Raw genomic sequence first — 19,169 nt, forward strand, 5'->3', positions numbered from 1 at the left:
CGAGCCGAAACGCCTTCGCGCTAGGCGGCGTTGAACGCGGTAAAGCCGCGATCGAGATCGGCCTTCAGATCCTCGACATTCTCCAGCCCGATATGCAGCCGCAGGGTCGGGCCTCGCGGAGCCCATCGCGTCGCCGTGCGGTAGCTGGTGCAATCGAACGGAATGGCGAGGCTTTCGAAGCCGCCCCAGGAATAGCCCATGCCGAACAAAGCGAGCGTATCGAGCAGTGCATCGACCGCCTGTTGCGGCTTCGGCTGCAGCACGATGCTGAACAGCCCGGAGGCGCCGGTGAAGTCGCGCTTCCAGATCGCGTGCCCCGGGTCGCTTTCCAAGGCTGGATGCAACACCCGCGTGACCTCCGGGCGCGTGGCGAGCCAGTGCGCCATCTCGAGCCCCGAGCGATAGTGCTGGGCGAGGCGGACGCCGAGCGTGCGCAGCCCGCGCAAGGCCAGGAAAACATCATCGGGCCCGGCGCAGACGCCAAGCAGCCGGATCGCCTCCGAGATCATCGGCCACGCCTTGGCGTTCGCCGAGATCGTCCCGAACATGATGTCGGAATGGCCGCCGATATATTTGGTGGCGGCCTGCATGCTGATGTCCGCGCCCTGCTCGAGCGAGCGGTGATAGAGCGGGGTTGCCCAGGTGTTGTCGTCGATCACCAGCGCGTCATGCGCATGCGCGACCGCGGCGATCGCCGGAATGTCCGGCATCTCGAACGATTGGGAGCCGGGCGCTTCCACAAGCACCGCGCGTGTATTCGGCTTGAGCAATTGCTCAATTCCTGTGCCGATGGTGGGATCGAAATAGTCGGTCTCGACGCCATAGCGCGCCAGCAGGCCGGTGCAGAAATTGCGCGTGGGTCGGTAGACATTGTCGCAGACCAGGAGATGATCGCCGGCCTTGAGCACCGCGAGCAGGGTGGTGGAGATCGCCGCAAGCCCGGATGGCGCGAGGCCGACCCCGGCGCATTGCGGCCCCTCCAGGGCCATCAGCGTCTCCTGCAGCGCCTTGGTGGTGGGCGTGCCGTGCCGGCCATATTGGAATTCGCCGCGATGGGCGTGGAGATCCTCCGCCGTCGGGTAGAGGACCGTGGAACCATGGACGACCGGCGGATTGACGAATCCGTGCTGCGCTTTTGCATTGCGGCCTGCCGTCACCAGCCGGGTTTCAACCTGTTGTGGCACCGCAGCGCCGTCGTTTGAAGATGCCATGCGTTTGCCGTTGCCGCCTTTTTTTGCCCGTCGTCCCGGTGACAGGAATCCCTCAAGGTCAGGATTGTTAATAACAGAATGCAGAAGAGGGGCGTCAACCCCTTGACCCGGCAGGCCAGTCGTTCTGTGATGCCGCCGCTATTCCATCGCTGCATGTTGAGGGGCTTGCCGCGATTTCCGGTCCATTCTGCATCGATAATGCCATATTTTGGTATGGCGTTTGCAGTGGCGGATTCCCGGTCGGCCCCGTTTGACATGAGTGAGGCATCAACGCTCAAGGACGACCCTCGAAAGGCTGTGCCCATGAAACGCGTCTCTCTGGCTTTCACCTTTGCCTTCGCGACCGCGCTCGCGAGCCCCGGCGCCCACGCCGACACGCTCAAGACGGTCAAGGACCGGGGCATGTTGTCCTGCGGCGTCAGCCAGGGCCTGCCCGGGTTCTCGAATCCGGACGACAAGGGCAATTGGACCGGACTGGACGTCGATATCTGCCGCGCCGTGGCTGCGGCCATTTTCAACGATCCGACCAAGATCAAGTTCGTGCCGCTGTCAGCCAAGGACCGTTTCACCGCGCTGCAGTCCGGCGAGATCGATGTGCTGTCGCGCAACACGACCTGGACGCTGTCGCGCGATACGTCGCTGGGTGCCAATTTCACCGGCGTAACCTATTATGACGGACAGGGCTTCCTGGTGAAGAAGTCGCTCAAGGTGAACTCGGCGCTCGAGCTCAACAGCGCTTCGGTCTGCGTGCAGACCGGCACCACGACCGAGCAGAACCTCGCCGACTACTTCAAGGGCAACAACATGAAGTACGAGGTGATTGCATTCGCAGGTGCGGACGAGACCTTCAAGGCCTATGAATCCGGCCGCTGCGACGTCGTTACATCGGACGTCTCTCAGCTCTACGCTGAGCGTCTGAAGCTCGCCAACCCCGCCGACCACACCGTGCTGCCCGAAGTGATCTCCAAGGAGCCGCTTGGACCGATGGTGCGCCATGGCGACGACCAGTGGTTCGATATCGTCAAGTGGGTGTTGTTCGGCATGGTCGACGCCGAGGAGATGGGGATCACCCAGAAGAACGTCGACGAGATGGCCAAGTCCGACAAGCCGGACATGAAGCGCGCCTTCGGCACCGACGGCAATCTCGGTGAGCAACTCGGCCTGACCAAGGATTGGCTGTATCGGATCGTGAAGGCGGTCGGCAATTACGGCGAGGCGTTCGACCGCAATGTCGGCTCCGGCTCCAAGCTGCAGATCGCCCGCGGCCTGAACCAGCTCTGGAACAAGGGCGGAATCCAGTACGCACCGCCGATCCGCTAAAACCAGCGTATCCAAGGGGCTGCGGCGATGAGTATCGAAGCGAGGCTACCTCCGCCGCAATACGCGCTTCGCCTGAAGCGCGCATTGGGCGGCCAAGCAGGGTGGAGCGGCTTCGCCCTGCAGATCCTATTCGTCGCCACGCTCGCGTGGATTGGCTACGAGATCGTGGCCAATGCCCGCGCCAATCTGGAAGCCCAGCGCATCACGTCGGGCTTCGGCTTCCTGAACAACACGGCAGGCTTTGACGTCAGCCAAAGCCTGATTCCGTATTCAGGATCGAGCACCTACACCCGCGTGTTCCTGGTCGGGCTGCTCAACACGCTGCTGGTGTCGGTGATCGGCATCTTCTTTGCGACCATCATCGGCTTCATCGTCGCGCTGGGCCGGCTGTCGCCCAACGGATTGTTGTCGCGCGTCGCGGGCGCGTATGTCGAAATCATCCGCAACCTGCCGGTGCTGTTCCAGATCCTGTTCTGGTATCTGGCCGTGCTGGCGGCGCTGCCGGGACCACGGCAGAGCATCTCGGTGTTCTCAACGTTCTATCTGAACAATCGCGGCCTGGTCATCCCCTGGCCGATCGCCGAGCCGGGCCTTCTTCCTTTCGTGATTGCGCTCGCCGTTGCAATCATTGCGGCGCTGGCGATGCGGACCTATGCGCGCCGGGAGTTGTTCCTGAAGGGGCATGCGGTCCGGATCTGGCCTTATGTGCTCGGCGTCCTGATCGGGCTGCCGTTGATCTCGGCGCTGGTATTTGGCAAGCCGGTCCAGTTCGATGTGCCGGTTCTCAAAGGATTCAACTTCGCCGGCGGGGCGCGCGTCATTCCGGAATTCGTCGCGCTGACCGCGGCGTTGTCGATGTATACGGCGGCCTTCATCGCCGAAGTCGTGCGCGCCGGCATTCTGTCGGTGCACAAGGGCCAGATGGAAGCGGGCGTCTCGCTCGGCCTGTCGCGCGGACGGGTGTTGCGGCTGATCGTGATTCCGCAGGCGCTGCGGGTGATCCTGCCGCCGCTCACTAATCAATATCTCAATCTCACCAAGAACTCGTCGCTGGCCGTTGCGATCGGCTATCCCGAACTGGTGTCGGTGTTCATGGGCACCACGCTGAGCCAGACCGGACAGGCAATCGAGATCATCGCGATCACGATGGGCGTGTATCTCCTGCTCTCCCTGATCACGAGCGCGATCATGAGCTTCTACGGCTGGCGACTGGGTAAGAGGCTCGGGGCATGAGCGATATCACCGCATCCAACTTCATGCGTCAGGAGCTGGTGCCCGAACGGCGCGCGCCGGTCAGGACCACCGGCTTGGTCGGCTTTGTCCGGACCCGAATGTTGAATTCGCCGAGCAACGTCCTGCTCACGATCATCAGCGCGGCGTTGATCTGGTACACCGTGGTCCCGGCCGTCCAGTTCCTGTTGGTCGATGCGGTCTGGCAGGGCAAGGATCGCGACGCCTGTCTGGCCCAGAATGTCGGCCATGCGGTCGGCGCCTGCTGGCCCTATATCGGTGCCGAGATCAACCAGTTCACCTACGGTTTCTATCCCGAGGCCGAACGATGGCGGGTCAATCTGACATTCCTGCTCGCCGTCATTCTGCTGGTGCCGATGCTGATCCCGCGCATTCCCGCCAAAAGCCTGAATGCGGGGCTGTTCTTTCTTGCCTTGCCCGTTGTGGCCTTCTTCCTGCTCTATGGCGGCGGGCTGTCCGGCTTCGGCGTGAGCTGGACCGCAAGCCTGTTATCGACCTTCACCGAAAGCATCCAGAGCGCAGGCGGCGCGTTGCAGCGAGCCGGCGCGAACGCGCCGGTGATCGGGATCCTGTTCTGGGCCGTCGGCGAACTGATCGTGCTGATCGGGGTGGCTGCGGATTGGGTGATCTCGCCGCTAACCTGGCTGCGCGGGCAGATCCAGAACTCGCATCAGCCGGTCTGGATCGATTTCGTGCTGACCGCGATCGTCATTTCGGCGCTGGTCTTTGTCCTCGGCGGTGGCCGGCGCGCTTTGGGCGCGGTGGCCAGATCCCTCGCCATCTTTGCCGGCATCGCGATCGTGATCGGCGTGATGGGGCTCGATCATGGCGGCCTCCAGATGGTCGATACCAGGCTGTGGGGCGGGCTCCTGGTCACGCTGGTGGTCTCGATCACCGGGATCGTCGCCTCGATGCCGATCGGGATCGCGCTGGCGCTCGGGCGTCGCTCGACGATTCCGCTGATCCGGATCTTCTCGATCGCATTCATCGAGTTGTGGCGTGGCGTGCCGCTGATCACGGTGTTGTTCTTCGCAACCTACATGCTGCCGCTGTTCTTGCCCGGCAACATGACAGTGGATGGACTGCTCCGTGCGCTGATTGGCGTCGCGCTGTTCTCCGGCGCCTACCAGGCTGAGGTCATCCGTGGCGGTCTGCAGGCGATCCCGCGCGGCCAGGGCGAAGCCGCGAACGCGCTCGGCCTGTCCTGGGCAAAGACAACCTTCTTGATCGTATTGCCGCAGGCGCTGCGCCATGTCATTCCAGGTCTGGTCGGCTCCTTCATCTCGCTGTTCAAGGACACCTCGCTGGTCTCGATCGTTGCGATCTTCGATCTGCTCGGTAGCTTGCGTGCATCGTTCTCCGATCCCACCTGGGCCACGCCGACCACCGCCTTTACCGGCTTCGCCTTCACGGGAATGATCTATTTCGTCTTCTGTTTCGGCATGTCGCGCTACGCGCTGTTCGTGGAGCGCCGGTTGAATGCGCACCGGAGCCATTGAGCAGCACAGCGCAAGAGAGCTCAAGTGATCCCATGACCACCAATCCGATCGTCAACATTGCCGCCCTCAACAAATGGTACGGCGATTTCCATGTGCTGCGCGACATCAATCTTGGCGTCGCCAAGGGTGAGCGCATCGTCATCTGCGGCCCGTCCGGCTCGGGCAAGTCGACCTTGATCCGCTGCATCAACGCACTGGAGGAATTCCAGGAAGGCGAGATCACGGTCGACGGCATCGAGCTCGGTCCCAATCTCAAGCGGGTCGACGAGGTACGCCGTGAAGTCGGCATGGTGTTCCAGAGCTTCAATCTGTTTCCGCATCTGACCGTGCTGGAGAACTGCACTCTGGCGCCGATCTGGGTGCGCAACATTCCGCAGAAGGAAGCGGAAGCCACCGCGATGAAGTTCCTGGAACGCGTCAAGATCCCCCATCAGGCACACAAATATCCCGGGCAGATGTCAGGCGGTCAGCAGCAACGCGTCGCGATCGCGCGCGCGTTGACGATGAATCCGAAAGTGATGCTGTTCGACGAGCCGACCTCGGCGCTCGATCCGGAAATGGTCAAGGAAGTGCTCGACACCATGGTCGACCTCGCCAAGGAGGGCATGACCATGCTGGTCGTCACCCACGAGATGGGCTTTGCCCGCGAGGTCGCCAACCGGGTCGTGTTCATGGACGCCGGCCAGGTCATCGAATCCAATACGCCGCAGGAGTTCTTCGCCAATCCGCAGCATGCGCGCAGCAAGCTGTTCCTGAGCCAGATCCTGCGGCACTGACGGTGGTTTGAGGGACTTGGATGGTGAGCGCACCATCCATTTTCCTAGTCCGGAAGCCCGGCCATGGCGCGCGGGTCGACGTAACGGTCGTACTCCTCTCCGCTCAACAGGCCGAGCGCCAGCGCAGCTTCGCGCGGCGTCGAACCGTCGGCCTGTGCCTTGCGCGTGATCTGCGCAACCTTGTCGTAGCCGAGAACCGGGTTGAGCGCTGTCGCAAGCAGCAGCGCATTCGCGACATTTGATGCAAGCCTGCGACGATCGACCTCGATCGCGCGAATGAGCCCGACTGCAAGGATGCGGCTGCCATCGGCGAGAAGCCGGATCGACTGCAGCACATTGTAGATCAGGACCGGTTTGGCCACGTTGAGCTCGAAGGTGCCGGATGCGCCGGCGGCGGTCACCGTGGCGTGGTTTCCGATCACCTGGAATGCCACCTGCGCCACCACCTCGGCAATGGTCGGGTTGCGTTTTCCCGGCATGATGGACGAGGTCAGACCGTCATGTGGGATGACGAGTTCGCCGAGACCGCAGCGCGGGCCGGAGCCGAGCAGGCGGATGTCATTGGCGATCTTCAGCAGCGATACTGCGAACGTGTTGAGCGCACCGGAGCTCTCGACCAGGCTGTCGTGCGCGCCCATGCTCTCGAACTTGCTCTGCGCCGGCGCGAAAGCGATTCCGGTCAACCCGCTCAGCTCCTCGCAGAACGCCTCATCGAAACCGGTCGGCGCATTGAGGCCGGTGCCGACGGCCGTGCCGCCCTGCGGCAGCATCTGCAGCCGTGGCTGCGCCCCCGAGATCCGGGCAATGCCGCCATCGACCTGGCGCGCGAACGCGTCGAACGCCTGTCCCATGGTCATGGGCACCGCATCCATCAGATGCGTGCGGCCGATTTTGACGATATCTGCGAATTCTGCCGCCTTCGCGGCGAGCTCATCGCGAAGCGTCGTCAGCGCAGGCAGAAGCCTATCGCGCAATTCCAGGGCGGTCGCGATGTGCATGACCGTCGGAAAGCTGTCGTTGGAGGACTGCGAGCAGTTGACGTGATCGTTGGGGTGGACCGGAGACCTTGCACCGAGCGGCCGGCCAGCCAGTTCGTTAGCGCGGTTGGCGATCACCTCATTGACGTTCATATTGGTCTGGGTGCCCGAGCCGGTCTGCCAGATCGTCAGGGGAAAGTGGTCGTCGAACTGGCCGTCACCAAGCTCGGAGGCTGCCTGCTCGATCAGAGTCGCGATGGTAGTATCGATGGCGCCGAGCCGCGCGTTGGCGCGCACGGCGGCAAGCTTCTGCAGGGCAAAGGCGCGGATCAGGCAGACCGGAAAGCGTTCGTGACCGACGTCGAACACGCCCAGGGCGCGTTGGGTCTGCGCGCCCCAGTATCGGTCGGCCGGGATTTCGATCGCGCCGAAGGCATCGTGCTCGAGCCGCATCTGCGTCATGTGGTCGTCCTCTGTCGCGATCCTCATCGGTGTCAGATCGAGCGGGGGTCGCTCTCGACCTGCGCATAAGTGGCCTGGTCGAACTCCCCGGCGAGCTTGGCAACGACAACCGTGGCCACTGCGTTGCCGATGACGTTGCAGGTCGCCAGCGCGATGGAGAGGAAACGATAGACACCGAAGATTAGCGCGAGCCCGTCCACCGGAAGGATACCCGACGCCGTGACCGTCGCTGCGAACACGACGAAGGAGCCGCCCGAGACGGTTGCCGCACCTTTGGACGTCAGCAGCATGATTGCGAGCAGCCCAAGTTCCTGATCCCAGCTCAGGTTCACGCCATAGGCGTTGGCGAGAAAGATCACGCCCATCGCCATGAACAGCGACGTGCCGTCGAGATTGAAGGCGTAGCCGGTCGGCAGCACCAGACCGACCGTCTGCTTCGAAGGACCGTAGGCCGGCATCTTCTCCAGCAGGCGCGGCAGAACGCTTTCGGAGGAGGCCGTGCCGAGCATGATGAGGATCTCGTCGCGGATGTAGCGCAAGAGATGGAAGATGCTGATGCGGAACAGTGCGCAGATCGCGCCGAGCACTACGACGATGAACAGCACGACCAGGACGTAGAACGCGGCGACGAAATAGGCGAGGGCGATCAGGACCGCCGTGCCGTTCGAACCGACCGCGTAGGCGACGGCGCCGAAAGTGCCGATCGGCGCCAGCGCCATGATGATATGGATGAACTCGAAAAAGGCCGTTGAGATCACGTTCAGACCGCGCTCGATCGGCGCCCGCCGGTCCGGCGACAGAGCCATCAGGCCGAAGCCGAAGATCAGCGCGATGACCAGGACCTGGAGCAGCTCGCCGCGCGCAAAGGCGCCGATGAAATTGTCAGGAAACACGTTGAGGAGAAACTGATCGAAGCTCGTATGCGAGCTTGCGGCCGCCTTTGCCGCGGCCTCGGCGCCTTTCGCCGCCGCCGCAGGCGCCGCGACATGGCCGAGATTGCGGCCGGCACCGCTGAGATTGCCGAACGCCAGGCCCAGCGCGAGTGCGATCGTCGACACGATCTCGAAATAGATCATGGCGATCAGTCCGACCTTGCCGACGCGCTTGATGTCTCCGGCAGCGACGATGCCGACGACCACCGTGAGGAAGACCAGCGGCGCGACGGCGGTCTTGATCAGGCGTAGGAAGATATCGCCCAACACCTTTAGCGAGGCGCCGAATTCCGGCCACAGCAGGCCCACGATGATGCCGAGCACCATGCTGGCCGCAACCTGCAGGCCGAGATTGCGCCACGGCGCTTTTCGCTTCGGCGCAACGGTCTCGGCGGTGAGGCCGTCGCTGTGCGCCGTTGCAATGATGCCCATGAGATTCTCCTCCGTTGTCGTTGCTTTAGCCCGGCGCTCTCGGGCGCCTTGGTTGATCTGGTTCGATCGATTTGTAGGCAGGCTGCAGGGCGATCAGGCGTGGTGCGACCCGAGCACGCGGTCGACCATCGGCCCGCACAGGCCGAGATAGTTGGCGGGGTCGCAATGGCGGCGGATCGCCTCCCTGCCGCCGAGCGCATCGGCGATCTCCGGGATCTCCGACAGGATGTCGGCGAGCTCTCCACCTTGCTCGATCGCCTTGCGGCAGGCGCCATAGACTACGTCATGGGCATGCTGGCGCCCGAGCTTGGGAGCTGCGGCCATCATCACGGCCTCCGCGACGATCAGGCCATGTGTGAGGCCGAGATTCTCCAGCATCCGCTGCTCGTGCACGACAAGCCCGGACAGCATGAATTTCGCGCTCGCGAGTGACGCGGCTGTGAGCAGGAAACTCTCCGGGAGGGATATCCATTCCAGATGCCACGGCCCGGTTGCGCGCTCGAAATCGTGGATCATGGCGTCGAGCATCGTTGCCACGTGCTGACGCACCGCCTTGGCCGCCGCCAGCATCAGCTCGCTCGAGATCGGGTTGCGCTTCTGCGGCATCGTCGAGGATGCACCGCGTCCCGGCACGAACGGCTCCGACACCTCGCCGAACTCGGTCGCCGACATCAGCATGACGTCGGTTGCGATCTTTCCGAGCGAACCCGTGATGAGACCGAGCAATGTCACGGCCTCGGCGAGGCCGTCGCGTGCGACGTGCCAGGTGATGGACGGTTGGTGCAGATCGAGCTCTTCGCAGAGCAGCCGCTGCATCTCGAGCCCGCGGTCGCCGACCGAGGCGAGGGTGCCGGCTGCCCCGGAAAATTCTCCGACCAGGATCCGCGGCAGCGCCTGATCGAGTCGCTCGATATGGCGGTCGATCGACGATAGCCAGACCGCGACTTTGTAGCCGAAGGTCACCGGCAATGCCTGTTGCAGATGCGTGCGGCCGGCCATTGGGGTGTCGCGATATCTGCCTGCCATGGCCGCCAGGATGCGCCGGAACTCGAGCAGGTCGCGCCCGACGATCCCAAGCGCGGCCCGAATCTGCAGCACATTGGCGGTGTCCATGATGTCCTGGGTGGTCGCTCCCCAATGAACGTAGCGCCCGGCCTCGCCGGCAGCTTCCGACAGCTGATGCACCAACGGCAGGATCGGGTAGCCGACGATCTCGGTTTCCCGGCGGAGCTTCTCGAAATCGATGCTGATGGAGCGCGATGCCGCCTCGATGGCCGCTGCGGCCTCGGCGGGCACGACGCCCATCCGTGCCTGGGCGCGCGCAAGCGCCACTTCTACCTCCAGATAGCGGCCGAGCAGCGCTTCGTCCGAAAATACGGCGCGCATCTCGGCCGTGCCGAACATGTCGCGGAACAGGATCGAATCGAAAACGGTGCTGCCCACGCCTCTCTCCCTGGAAATTATGTTCGTACATATTAATATGTACGAACATAATGGGAGAGTCAACGCCCCGACTTGACGAATCCCGAGTCAGTCGGGCTTCGATGCAATGCCGGTCGGGGATCGATTGGGGAGGTCGGGTGGAGACGCGTTACGCCTATGTTGCTCGTGCGCTTGCGGAGGCGATCGCGGCGGGCCGCCATCCGGTGGGCTCGATGCTGCCGAACGAGCTCGATCTGGCCGAGCAATTCGCCGTCAGCCGCGCAACGGTGCGTGCCGCGATGCGCGAGCTGCAGGCATCAGGCCTGATCAGCCGGAAGAAGAACGTCGGGACCCGTGTCGAGGCGCTGAGGCCCTCGCGCAGCGCCGGCGGCTTTGCCCAGACGCTCAACTCGATCGAAGCCGTACAGCAGTTCGGGGTCGAGACCGAACGGCACGTACAGCGCGTCGCGGATGTCGTGACTGACGATGCACTGGCAAAGGCGCTCGGGTGTCGGGCCGGCCGGCGCTGGCTGCGGATATCGAGCCTTCGTCTGGTGCCGGACGATGCATCCAGGACGCCGATCTGCTGGACGGACGTCTATATCGATGACGCCTTCGCCGCCGAGGTTCGCGCCAGGATCGACACGCACCGCGCGATCTTCGGTACGCTGGTCGAGCAGATTTCCGGGCGGCGATTCAGCGAGATCCGCCAGGACATCAGTGCTGTCGGCGTTCCCGAGCCGATTGCGGAGCCGCTGAAGGCCGCTCCCGGCGCGCACGCGCTCTCGATCCGGCGACAGTATCTGTTCAACTCGAACGAGATGGCCGAGGTGTCGATCAGCGTCCATCCGGCCGATCGCTACCACTACACCACACGTCTGCTGCGCCAGCAGTGATCGCGTTTCCCCTCACACGAAGGGTGGTTTGATCTCGCTGCGCTTCTCCAGCCATGCCGGAACGGGCAGGTTCTTCGAGCGCATGAACTCGGGATTGAACAGCTTCGACTGATAACGATTGCCGGAGTCGCAGAGGATGGTCACGATCGTCTTGCCGGGGCCGAGCTGTTTGGCGAGTTCGATCGCGCCGGCGACATTGATGCCGGTCGAGCCGCCCAGGCACAGACCCTCGTGCTGCAGCAGGTCATAGATGATGCCGACGGCGTCCTCGTCGGAGATCAGGAACGCCGTGTCGACCTTCGCCGTCTCGATCACCGGCGTCACCCGGCCGAGCCCGATGCCTTCAGTGATGGAATCGCCGGGCGTGGACTTGACCTCGCCGTGCTTGAACCAGTTGTACATCCCAAAGCCATGCGGATCGGCGCAGGCTGTGACGATGTCCTTGTTCTTTTCCTTCAGGTAGCGGCTGGTGCCGGCCAGCGTGCCGCCGGTGCCGACCGCGCAGACGAAGCCGTCCACCTTGCCGCCGGTCTGCTCCCAGATTTCCGGGCCGGTGGATTCATAGTGGGCCTTGGCGTTGTCGAGGTTATTCCACTGGTCAGCGAACAGCACGCCGTTCGGTTCGGTCTTGCGGAGCTGGTCGGCAAGGCGCCGGCCGACATGCTGATAATTGTTCGGATTGGCAAAGGGCCGCACCGGTACCTCGACCAGTTCGGCGCCGCAGAGCCGCAGCATGTCCTTCTTTTCCTGGCTCTGCGTGTCCGGGATCACGATCAGGGTGCGATAGCCACGCGCTGCCGCGACCACGGCAAGCCCGATGCCGGTATTGCCGGCGGTCGCCTCGACCACCAGGCCGCCGGGTTTCAGATCGCCGCGCTTCTCCGCTTCCAGGATCATCCATTTGCCGGCGCGATCCTTCACGGACTGTCCGGGATTCATGAACTCGGCCTTGCCAAGAATGGTGCAGCCGGTCACTTCCGAGGCGTGCTTGAGCTTGATCAGGGGCGTGTTGCCGATCGCTTCGACGACGTCGTTTCGAATTGTCATGGCGCAATAACCGCTAAGGGACTCTTCCGAGAGATTTAGGAAGACCGTAGCGCAGTATCCAGTTGCGCGTAAGGCGCAGCGCACCAACGCATGGTTGGTCAGCGATCGTGGTCAACGCGCCTTAGCGAACACGACCTGTCGGACATCGATATTGCCGGAGAGGAAACCTGCTTCGCAGTAGGCCAGATAGTATTCCCAGAGACGACGGAAGCGGTCATCGAAGCCCGCCGGAGTCAGGTTTGGCCAGGCCGCACGGAAATTGTTCCGCCAGATGGCAAGCGTCTTGGCATAATCTTGCCCGAAGATGCGCTCGCGAACGACAGGTATTCCAAATCGCTCGCCGAGCGTCTTCAGGATCTGCGGCGATGGCAGCATGCCGCCGGGGAAGACGTAGCGCTGGATGAAGTCGACCTCCCGGCGATAATGCTGGAACATGCTGTCCTGGATCGTGATCGCCTGGATGCCGGCGAGCCCACCCGGCAGCAGCCGATCTCGCAACTGCGAGAAATATTTCGGCCAGAATTGCTCGCCGACCGCCTCGATCATCTCAATCGAGGCGATCCGGTCATAGCGATCGCGCTCGTCGCGATAGTCCTGCAGCCTGATTTCGACCCTGTCAGCGAGCCCGGCTTCGTGAATGCGGCGCTGCGCAAAATCGCGCTGCTGGCGGCTGATGGTGAGGCCAACGACCTTGGCGCTGAAGGTCTTGGCGACATATTCGGCGAAGCCGCCCCAGCCGCAGCCGATCTCGAGCAGCTTCTGCCCGGGCTTCAGGTCGATAGCCTCCGCCAGCCGTCGATATTTGTTCTTCTGCGCCGAGGTCAGATCGGTCGTGTGCTCCTCGAAGATCGCCGAGGAATAAGTCATGCTCGAATCGAGCCATGCCGAATAGAACGCGTTGCCGATGTCGTAATGCGCGTAAATGTTGCGCCGGGCCTGCCGCCGCGTATTGCGATTGAACCAGTGGCGGACCATCTGGGCGAAGCGGATCATCGGCTTGTCGTTCAGCATGGTCTGCAGCAGTTCGTGATTGACGCAGAACAGATAGAGAAACTGCGTCAGATCCGGCGTCTCCCAGTCGCCGTTGAGATAGGCCTCCGCGATACCGATGTCGCCGCCATTGATCAGGCGCGAGGCGAAGCCGTAATTATGGAGGATCATGACCGCCGCCGGCCCGGGCTCGATCCCGCCAAGCCTGATCACCCGGCCATCCAGCAATGTTACGTCGAGCGTTCCCCGCCGAAGCCCGGCGCCGAAGCCAAGCGCCAGCCGCGCCAGCCGCGGCAGGTCAGCGAGCACTTGATTGATGTTGTCAGGGGTGACACCAATGACATCCGGCATGACAGGTCCATCCAGCGCAAACGGCTCCGCGTCCAAACGGTCGCGCCATCGATGCTGCGTGGCAAAAACAAGCCTTCCGGACTCAGAGCACGCTGACGACGGACCGTCAGCGCCGTACAATATAAGCGTGGCTTTCGCCATTCGCCAAGCCGGTATTGGAACCCGACGCGTGAGGTGTATCGGGCCGGGGCACCAGGGCGATCCCCTTCAGCCAGAGCCGCAGCGCCTCCCAGTGGATTGCGGCAAAAATCTTGAACGTGACAAGCGGGAGCGAAACGAAAGCGCGGAACAGGGTCCGTGACGTCAAAGCGCGGCGGCGGCCCAGGAACGTCGCGGCGAGCAGGGGACCGTCACCGCCGGCCTCCAGGATCCGCAGCTTGACCTCGTTCCCCGGCAGGGTGATCCGAAAATGGTAGCGCAGGGGCATGTCGAGGAAGGGCGAGACATAGAAGGACTTGTCCTGCGCCTGCCGAAGTCCGGCTGGCGTGAGCTCGCCCGGCCGGACCGGCAGCACGTAAGGATTGATCTCTCCAAAGGTGTTGCGGACCTCGTAGATCACGAGCGCCAGGCTGCCGTCAGCACGGTAGCAGAAATAGACCGACAGCGGGTTGAAGACATATCCAAGCAGGCGCGGATAGCAGAGCAGCAGCACGCGTCCGCCGGTCAGATCCACGCTGTGTTCGGCCGCGCGGGCCTGCGCATAGGCGCGCAGCGACGATCCGTCGCGGAGGCCGTGATCGGCTTCATGGAAGCTATAGAGCGCGCTGCGGTTGATGCCGAACAGGGGAGATTGTCGGTCCGCCTCATCAAGCCGGTCGAGATCGATCAGCAGGCTCAGGACCCGGTAGCTGAAGCGGTGGGGCTTGGGTCGCAGCCGTGCGTGCATCACCGGACCGACGTAAAGCCCGGCTGCAGCCGATGCCTCGCCGCGCATTGTCGGCAGGCCCGTCATCATTCAGCCGCCTCGGCGAGCGGCGCGGGCAAGCTGCGCCACGGCGCGACCGCGCCGAGCGCCTCGGCCACGCCGAGGCCGGAGCGCAGCCCATCCTCGTGGAAGCCATAGCCGGTCCAGGCCCCGCAGAACCAGGTGCGGCGGCGTCCTTGGATCTGCGGCAGCCGCGTCTGCGCGGCAAAAGCAGCCGCCGTATATTGGGGGTGCTCGCAGAGAAATTTGCCAAAGGTCAGTTCAGACGCCGGCGCGAAAGGTGGGTTGAGGCTGACGAACAGCGGCTTGTCGTCGCCGATCCCCTGCAGCCTGTTCATCCAATAGGTGACGGCGACATCGTTGAGCGGCAGGCCTTCGCGTTGCCAGCGCAGGAAATTCCATGAACCCCAGGCCCGTCGCCGCTTCGGCATCAGCCTGAGATCGCGATGCAGATAGACCGTATTCGGCGAATATCGGATGGCGCCGAGAATGCTGTGCTCGTGTTCATCTGCGTCGCCGAGCATCGTCAATGCCTGGTCGCTGTGGGCGGCGATGACGACGTGATCGTAGCTGTCACGGCGGCCGCTGCTATCCGCGACCACGACGCCGTGGGCGGTCCGCTCGATCGTGGTCACTGCGCTGCCAAGACGCAGGGACGAGCGAAAGGCGGACGTCAGTTTCTCCACATAGCGCTGGCTGCCGCCCTTGACCGTGCGCCACACCGGCCGATCGTATTGCAGCAAGCGGTGATTGTTGAAGAACGCAACGAAATTCTCTGCCGGAAAGTCGAGCAATTCACGCGCCGGCGCCGACCAGATCGCGGCGCCCATCGGCGCCAGATAGTCGGAGAGCAGGCGCGGGGCGAAATGGTTGCGCCGAAAATAGTCGCCGAGCGAGAGTCCTGCGAGCCTGCCGGCCTTCCAATCAGCGACACTCTGCTCGTTGAAGGTGAGAATGTCGCGCAACATCCAAAGGTAGGATGATGAGAGCAGATTGGCGGGCTGGGCGAACAGGCCCTTCGCGGTCTCGAGCCAGGTTTTGCCGCCACCCTTCCACTCGAAGCGGCCGTCATCCGCTGTCACCGCAAAGCTCATGCAGCTTGCGACGGTCTCGACACCGAGGTGATCGAACAACGCGGTCAGCTCGGGATAGTTGAGCTCGTTGTAGACGATGAAGCCGATATCGACAGCAAGCGGCGTTCCCTCATAGTCGATTGTGACGGTGTGGCTGTGGCCTCCCGGCCGAAGCTCGCGCTCATACACGGTGACCGGATAACGTTGCGACAGGGCCCAGGCCGCGGCGTTGCCCGCAATCCCCGTTCCAATCACCGCGACTCGCATTCAGAAACCCCCCTTGACCTGCACTGTGCGAGCTACGGTGTGGTCCGCCATTGGTTTCAGGGCGCGGCATTGACGGCACAACACCTGAGAAAATGGCCCTCCCGAGATGAAATCTTGGTAAGAATGCGAGTCGTGCCGACGCCGGTCCGGCCAGAGAAAACCCCGAAAAATACGGGGAATCACGCACCTTCCTGGCGGCCCGGATGAAGCTCCGCCACCGGGGACGGGGCCGCCGCAGGACTGTCCGTCGCGCGGACGCACGGGTAGTATGGTCGGCAAGATTACAGGGAAGCATCACGTTCGTGTCCAGCTTGCAGATCGTCGCCGACGATACCGATCACGCGTGCGCAGGTTCGCGCTGGCGTGACGTCCTCGCGTGTTCGTCGGCGTGCGGAGACCGGCCGTGACTCATTTTGGCGCGATGGTCGGGCCGGGAATCGCGGCGCGGGTGCGCTGGCGTCGCGCCATACGATGGCTGGCTGCCGTCGGGCTGGCGGCGAGCTCGGCCGGGTGCCTGTTGACCCAGGACATCCCGGATCCCGCACTTGACATTCCCGGCCGCTACAAGCATGCGCCGGGCGCGGATTCGGTCGCGCCTCCCGCTCTGGACTGGTGGCGTGGTTTCGGGTCGAAGCAGCTCACCGAGCTGATGGAGGAGGCGCAGCGGGTCAATCTCGACATCGCTGCCGCCGTCGCCCGCTTCAAGCAGGCGGATGCGCTGGCCCGCCAGGCCGGCGCGGCGCTGCTGCCAAGCCTCTCAACGGCGGGGCAGGAGACCTATTCGCGCACGTCAGGATCGAGCGCCAGCGGGCTCAGCATTGGTGGCCGCGAGGTCGTCAACTATCAGGCTTCGCTTGCAGCAAGCTACCAGCTCGATTTCTTCGGCCAGAACCGCGATGCGCTCCAGGCCGCCGAGGAAACGGCGATCGCGGACCGTTTCGACCGCGACGTCACCTCGCTGACCACGCTCGCCAGCGTCGCCAACGCTTATTTCCAGGTGCTCGCCGCGCAGGATCGGCTGCGCACCGCCGAGCGCAACATCGCCAGTGCCCAACGGGTGCTCGACGCGATCAAGGAGCGGCAGAAAGCCGGCACCGGCACGGATCTCGACGTGGCCCAGCAGGAGAGCGTGCTTGGTAATCAGAAGGCGACGGTGCCGCCGCTGCGGCAGACCCTCGACCAGAACATCAATGCGCTCGCCGTGCTGGTGTCGCGACCGCCCGAAAGCCTCCGCGTCGCCGGCGGCTCGCTCGATCACATCAGGACGCCGCGCGTGACGCCGGGCCTGCCGTCGGAGATTCTGACCCAGCGGCCGGATATCCGTCGCCAGGAGGCGCAGCTGGCGTCAGCGACCGCCAATGTCGGCAGCGCGCGTGCGCAGTTCTTTCCGACCATTCAACTGACCGGGCAGGGCGGCTATCAGAGCTCGGCACTGGCCTCGCTGTTCCAGCCACACGCCGCCTTCTTCAGCCTCGTCGGCAGCGCCACCCAGCCGATCTTCGACGGCGGCAGGATCCTCGGCAATTTCGAGAATGCGAAGGCGCGACAAGACGAATTGCTGCAAACCTATCGCAAGACTGTCGTCCAGGCTTTCACCGACGTCGATAATGCGCTGTATTCGATCAGACAAACCACCATCAGGCTGCAGCTCCAGCGCCAGGTCCTGGCGTCGTCGCGGCGGGCATTTGAACTGTCCGAGCAGCAATTGCGTGCCGGAACTGCCGACATCGTGACCGTGCTCAACACGCAAACGACGCTATTCCAGGCCGAGGATGTTTACTGGCAGGCGCAGCTCGCCCGGCTGCAGGCCATCGTGAGCCTCTATCAGGCGCTGGGCGGCGGCTGGGAGCCGAAAGTGGAGAAACCGGTCGATGCTCTTTAAGCCGGACCAGAAACAATCGGACAAGAAGTCTGCGCCTGTGAAGCGGCCCAGGTGGGGACAGCGCCTGGTTGCGCTGACGCTGACCATCGTGATCCTCGGCGGCCTTGGCTATGTCGGCTGGAATGCCTTGCAACAGCGGCAGGCGGCTCTGCGCATGCAACGCCCCGACCTGCCGGTGCCCGTGCTGGCCACCTCCCCAATCGTGAAAGATGTGCCGGTCTATCTCGACGGCGTCGGCGCGGTGCGCGCGCTGAATACGGTCACCGTGCGTTCGCAGGTCGACGGCAAGCTGATCGCGGTCAATTTCGTCGAAGGACAGGACGTCAAGAAGGGCGACGTGCTCGCTGAAATCGATCCCGCGATCTATCAGGCGCAATACGATCAGGCGGTTGCCAAGAAGGCGCAGGACGAGGCGCAGCTCGCCAACCAGAAGCTCGACCTCGCACGCTATGAGCAGCTTGCGGCCAGCAACGCCGGCTCGAAGCAGCAGGCCGATACCCAGCGCGCCGTGGTCGCGCAGCAGCAGGCGCTGATCAAGGCTGACCAGGCCGCGATCGACAATGCGGCGGCGACCTTGAGCTATACCAAGATCGTGGCGCCGCTGTCCGGCCGTGCCGGTCTGCGCCAGGTCGATCAGGGCAACATCATCCACGCCGCGGACGCTACCGGCCTCGTGATCATCACGCAGCTGCAGCCGATCGCAGTGCAGTTCAGCCTGCCGCAGCAGCAGATCATGCGGGTCAACGCCGCAGCGGCCAACGGGGTGCTGGCGGTCGATGTGTTCGGCAATGACGGGGTCACCGTAATCGATACCGGAACGCTAAAGGGCATCGACAACCAGGTCGACCCCACGACCGGTACGCTCAAGCTCAAGGCCGAGTTTCCCAACGGCAAATTCCAGCTCTGGCCCGGACAGTTCGTCAACGTGCGTCTGAAGGTCGAAACGATTTCCAATGCGATCGTCGTGCCGACGTCAGCCGTGCAGCGGGGACCCGCGGGCACCTTCAGCTATGTGATCGGCGAGGGCGACATCGTCTCGGCCAAGCCGGTCACCGTGACCCAGCAGAACGAGACCGAGGCGGTAGTCGCGAGCGGCCTGACGACCTCGGATCGGGTGGTGACGACGGGCTTCGCTAATCTCGCCGACGGCTCCAAGGTCGTCGTCGGCCGCGACGACCAGACCCCATCAGCTGATCTCGCCCCGCGCAAGCGCGGCAACCGCAATGCGCAAGGTAAGGATCAGGGGAAGGGCGGTGGCCAGGCGCAAGATGGCCAATCCGGACCTGGGCCGGCCAAGACGGACGGGCAGGGCAAGGACGGCGAACACCGCAAGCGGTCGCAAGGGGACGGCGGTCAGAGCGGGCAGGGACAGGCGGGGGGATCGCCGCAGGGGGGCGAGCAGTCGGGCGGTGGCGCGAGGCCGCAGCCATGACCAACATCAGCGGCTAGGAGCGCT

Annotated in this window: 16 protein-coding genes; 7 read left to right on the forward strand and 9 right to left on the reverse strand. The window is 63.7% G+C overall.

Annotation, left to right across the window (positions count from 1 at the left end; genetic code table 11):
- Positions 1–20: 20 nt before the first annotated feature.
- The gene (gene metC, locus ACQR1W_RS02005) at positions 21–1,211 is read right to left on the reverse strand and encodes a cystathionine beta-lyase (protein ID WP_434849244.1); all 1,191 of its coding nucleotides are present in this window, start codon (positions 1,209–1,211) and stop codon (positions 21–23) included.
- On the reverse strand, positions 1,154–1,489 hold the full coding sequence (locus ACQR1W_RS02010; RefSeq protein WP_434849245.1) for a hypothetical protein: 336 nt from the start codon (positions 1,487–1,489) through the stop codon (positions 1,154–1,156). Before ACQR1W_RS02010 ends, metC begins: the two co-directional genes overlap by 58 nt.
- Positions 1,490–1,514: 25 nt before the next feature.
- Here ACQR1W_RS02010 and ACQR1W_RS02015 point away from each other — a divergent pair, with 25 nt between their 5' ends.
- The 4 genes from ACQR1W_RS02015 to ACQR1W_RS02030 are packed head-to-tail and all read left to right on the forward strand — an operon-like array spanning position 1,515 to position 6,057.
- Positions 1,515–2,531: an amino acid ABC transporter substrate-binding protein gene (locus ACQR1W_RS02015; RefSeq protein WP_434849246.1), complete on the forward strand. Its 1,017-nt coding sequence runs from the start codon at positions 1,515–1,517 to the stop codon at positions 2,529–2,531.
- 27 nt (positions 2,532–2,558) lie between these two features.
- Positions 2,559–3,764 carry an amino acid ABC transporter permease gene (locus ACQR1W_RS02020; protein ID WP_434849247.1) on the forward strand — a complete coding sequence of 402 codons (1,206 nt, stop codon included), beginning with the start codon at positions 2,559–2,561 and terminating at the stop codon, positions 3,762–3,764.
- Entirely contained in the window at positions 3,761–5,281 is a 1,521-nt protein-coding gene (locus ACQR1W_RS02025; RefSeq protein ID WP_434849248.1) for an amino acid ABC transporter permease, read from the forward strand. Before ACQR1W_RS02020 ends, ACQR1W_RS02025 begins: the two co-directional genes overlap by 4 nt.
- 32 nt (positions 5,282–5,313) lie before the next feature.
- Positions 5,314–6,057, forward strand: a complete 744-nt coding sequence (locus ACQR1W_RS02030) for an amino acid ABC transporter ATP-binding protein (protein ID WP_008973422.1) — start codon at positions 5,314–5,316, stop codon at positions 6,055–6,057.
- A gap of 44 nt (positions 6,058–6,101) precedes the next feature.
- On the opposite strand, the gene ACQR1W_RS02035 is transcribed toward ACQR1W_RS02030, so the two are convergent.
- The 3 genes from ACQR1W_RS02035 to ACQR1W_RS02045 all read right to left on the reverse strand — a co-directional run bounded on the left by ACQR1W_RS02035 (position 6,102) and on the right by ACQR1W_RS02045 (position 10,264).
- Entirely contained in the window at positions 6,102–7,496 is a 1,395-nt protein-coding gene (locus tag ACQR1W_RS02035) for a class II fumarate hydratase (RefSeq protein ID WP_434849705.1), read from the reverse strand.
- A 32-nt stretch (positions 7,497–7,528) separates the two neighbouring features.
- A complete protein-coding gene (locus ACQR1W_RS02040; protein ID WP_434849249.1) occupies positions 7,529–8,860 on the reverse strand; it encodes a cation:dicarboxylate symporter family transporter in 1,332 nt (443 codons plus the stop codon).
- Positions 8,861–8,953: 93 nt separating this feature from the next.
- Entirely contained in the window at positions 8,954–10,264 is a 1,311-nt protein-coding gene (locus tag ACQR1W_RS02045) for a class-II fumarase/aspartase family protein (RefSeq protein WP_434849706.1), read from the reverse strand.
- A gap of 176 nt (positions 10,265–10,440) precedes the next feature.
- Here ACQR1W_RS02045 and ACQR1W_RS02050 point away from each other — a divergent pair, with 176 nt between their 5' ends.
- A complete protein-coding gene (locus ACQR1W_RS02050) occupies positions 10,441–11,178 on the forward strand; it encodes a GntR family transcriptional regulator (RefSeq protein WP_434849250.1) in 738 nt (245 codons plus the stop codon).
- 12 nt (positions 11,179–11,190) lie between these two features.
- Here the strand turns inward: ACQR1W_RS02050 and ACQR1W_RS02055 are convergent, their stop codons facing one another.
- The 4 genes from ACQR1W_RS02055 to ACQR1W_RS02070 all read right to left on the reverse strand — a co-directional run bounded on the left by ACQR1W_RS02055 (position 11,191) and on the right by ACQR1W_RS02070 (position 15,831).
- Positions 11,191–12,225 carry a cysteine synthase A gene (locus ACQR1W_RS02055; protein WP_434849251.1) on the reverse strand — a complete coding sequence of 345 codons (1,035 nt, stop codon included), beginning with the start codon at positions 12,223–12,225 and terminating at the stop codon, positions 11,191–11,193.
- Between the two features lie 111 nt (positions 12,226–12,336).
- Positions 12,337–13,566 carry a class I SAM-dependent methyltransferase gene (locus ACQR1W_RS02060; RefSeq protein ID WP_434849252.1) on the reverse strand — a complete coding sequence of 410 codons (1,230 nt, stop codon included), beginning with the start codon at positions 13,564–13,566 and terminating at the stop codon, positions 12,337–12,339.
- Between the two features lie 106 nt (positions 13,567–13,672).
- On the reverse strand, positions 13,673–14,518 hold the full coding sequence (locus ACQR1W_RS02065) for a DUF1365 domain-containing protein (RefSeq protein ID WP_434849707.1): 846 nt from the start codon (positions 14,516–14,518) through the stop codon (positions 13,673–13,675).
- Complete coding sequence (locus ACQR1W_RS02070) at positions 14,518–15,831, reverse strand: NAD(P)/FAD-dependent oxidoreductase (RefSeq protein WP_434849253.1); 1,314 nt, start codon at positions 15,829–15,831, stop codon at positions 14,518–14,520. Before ACQR1W_RS02070 ends, ACQR1W_RS02065 begins: the two co-directional genes overlap by 1 nt.
- 421 nt (positions 15,832–16,252) lie before the next feature.
- On the opposite strand from ACQR1W_RS02070, the gene ACQR1W_RS02075 reads away from it, so the two are divergent.
- Entirely contained in the window at positions 16,253–17,713 is a 1,461-nt protein-coding gene (locus ACQR1W_RS02075) for an efflux transporter outer membrane subunit (protein ID WP_434849708.1), read from the forward strand.
- Positions 17,703–19,145 carry an efflux RND transporter periplasmic adaptor subunit gene (locus ACQR1W_RS02080; protein ID WP_434849254.1) on the forward strand — a complete coding sequence of 481 codons (1,443 nt, stop codon included), beginning with the start codon at positions 17,703–17,705 and terminating at the stop codon, positions 19,143–19,145. Before ACQR1W_RS02075 ends, ACQR1W_RS02080 begins: the two co-directional genes overlap by 11 nt.
- The last annotated feature ends 24 nt before the right edge of the window (positions 19,146–19,169 follow it).

It is taken from the genome of Bradyrhizobium sp. HKCCYLS1011 (assembly GCF_051167795.1).
Taxonomy (GTDB): domain Bacteria; phylum Pseudomonadota; class Alphaproteobacteria; order Rhizobiales; family Xanthobacteraceae; genus Bradyrhizobium.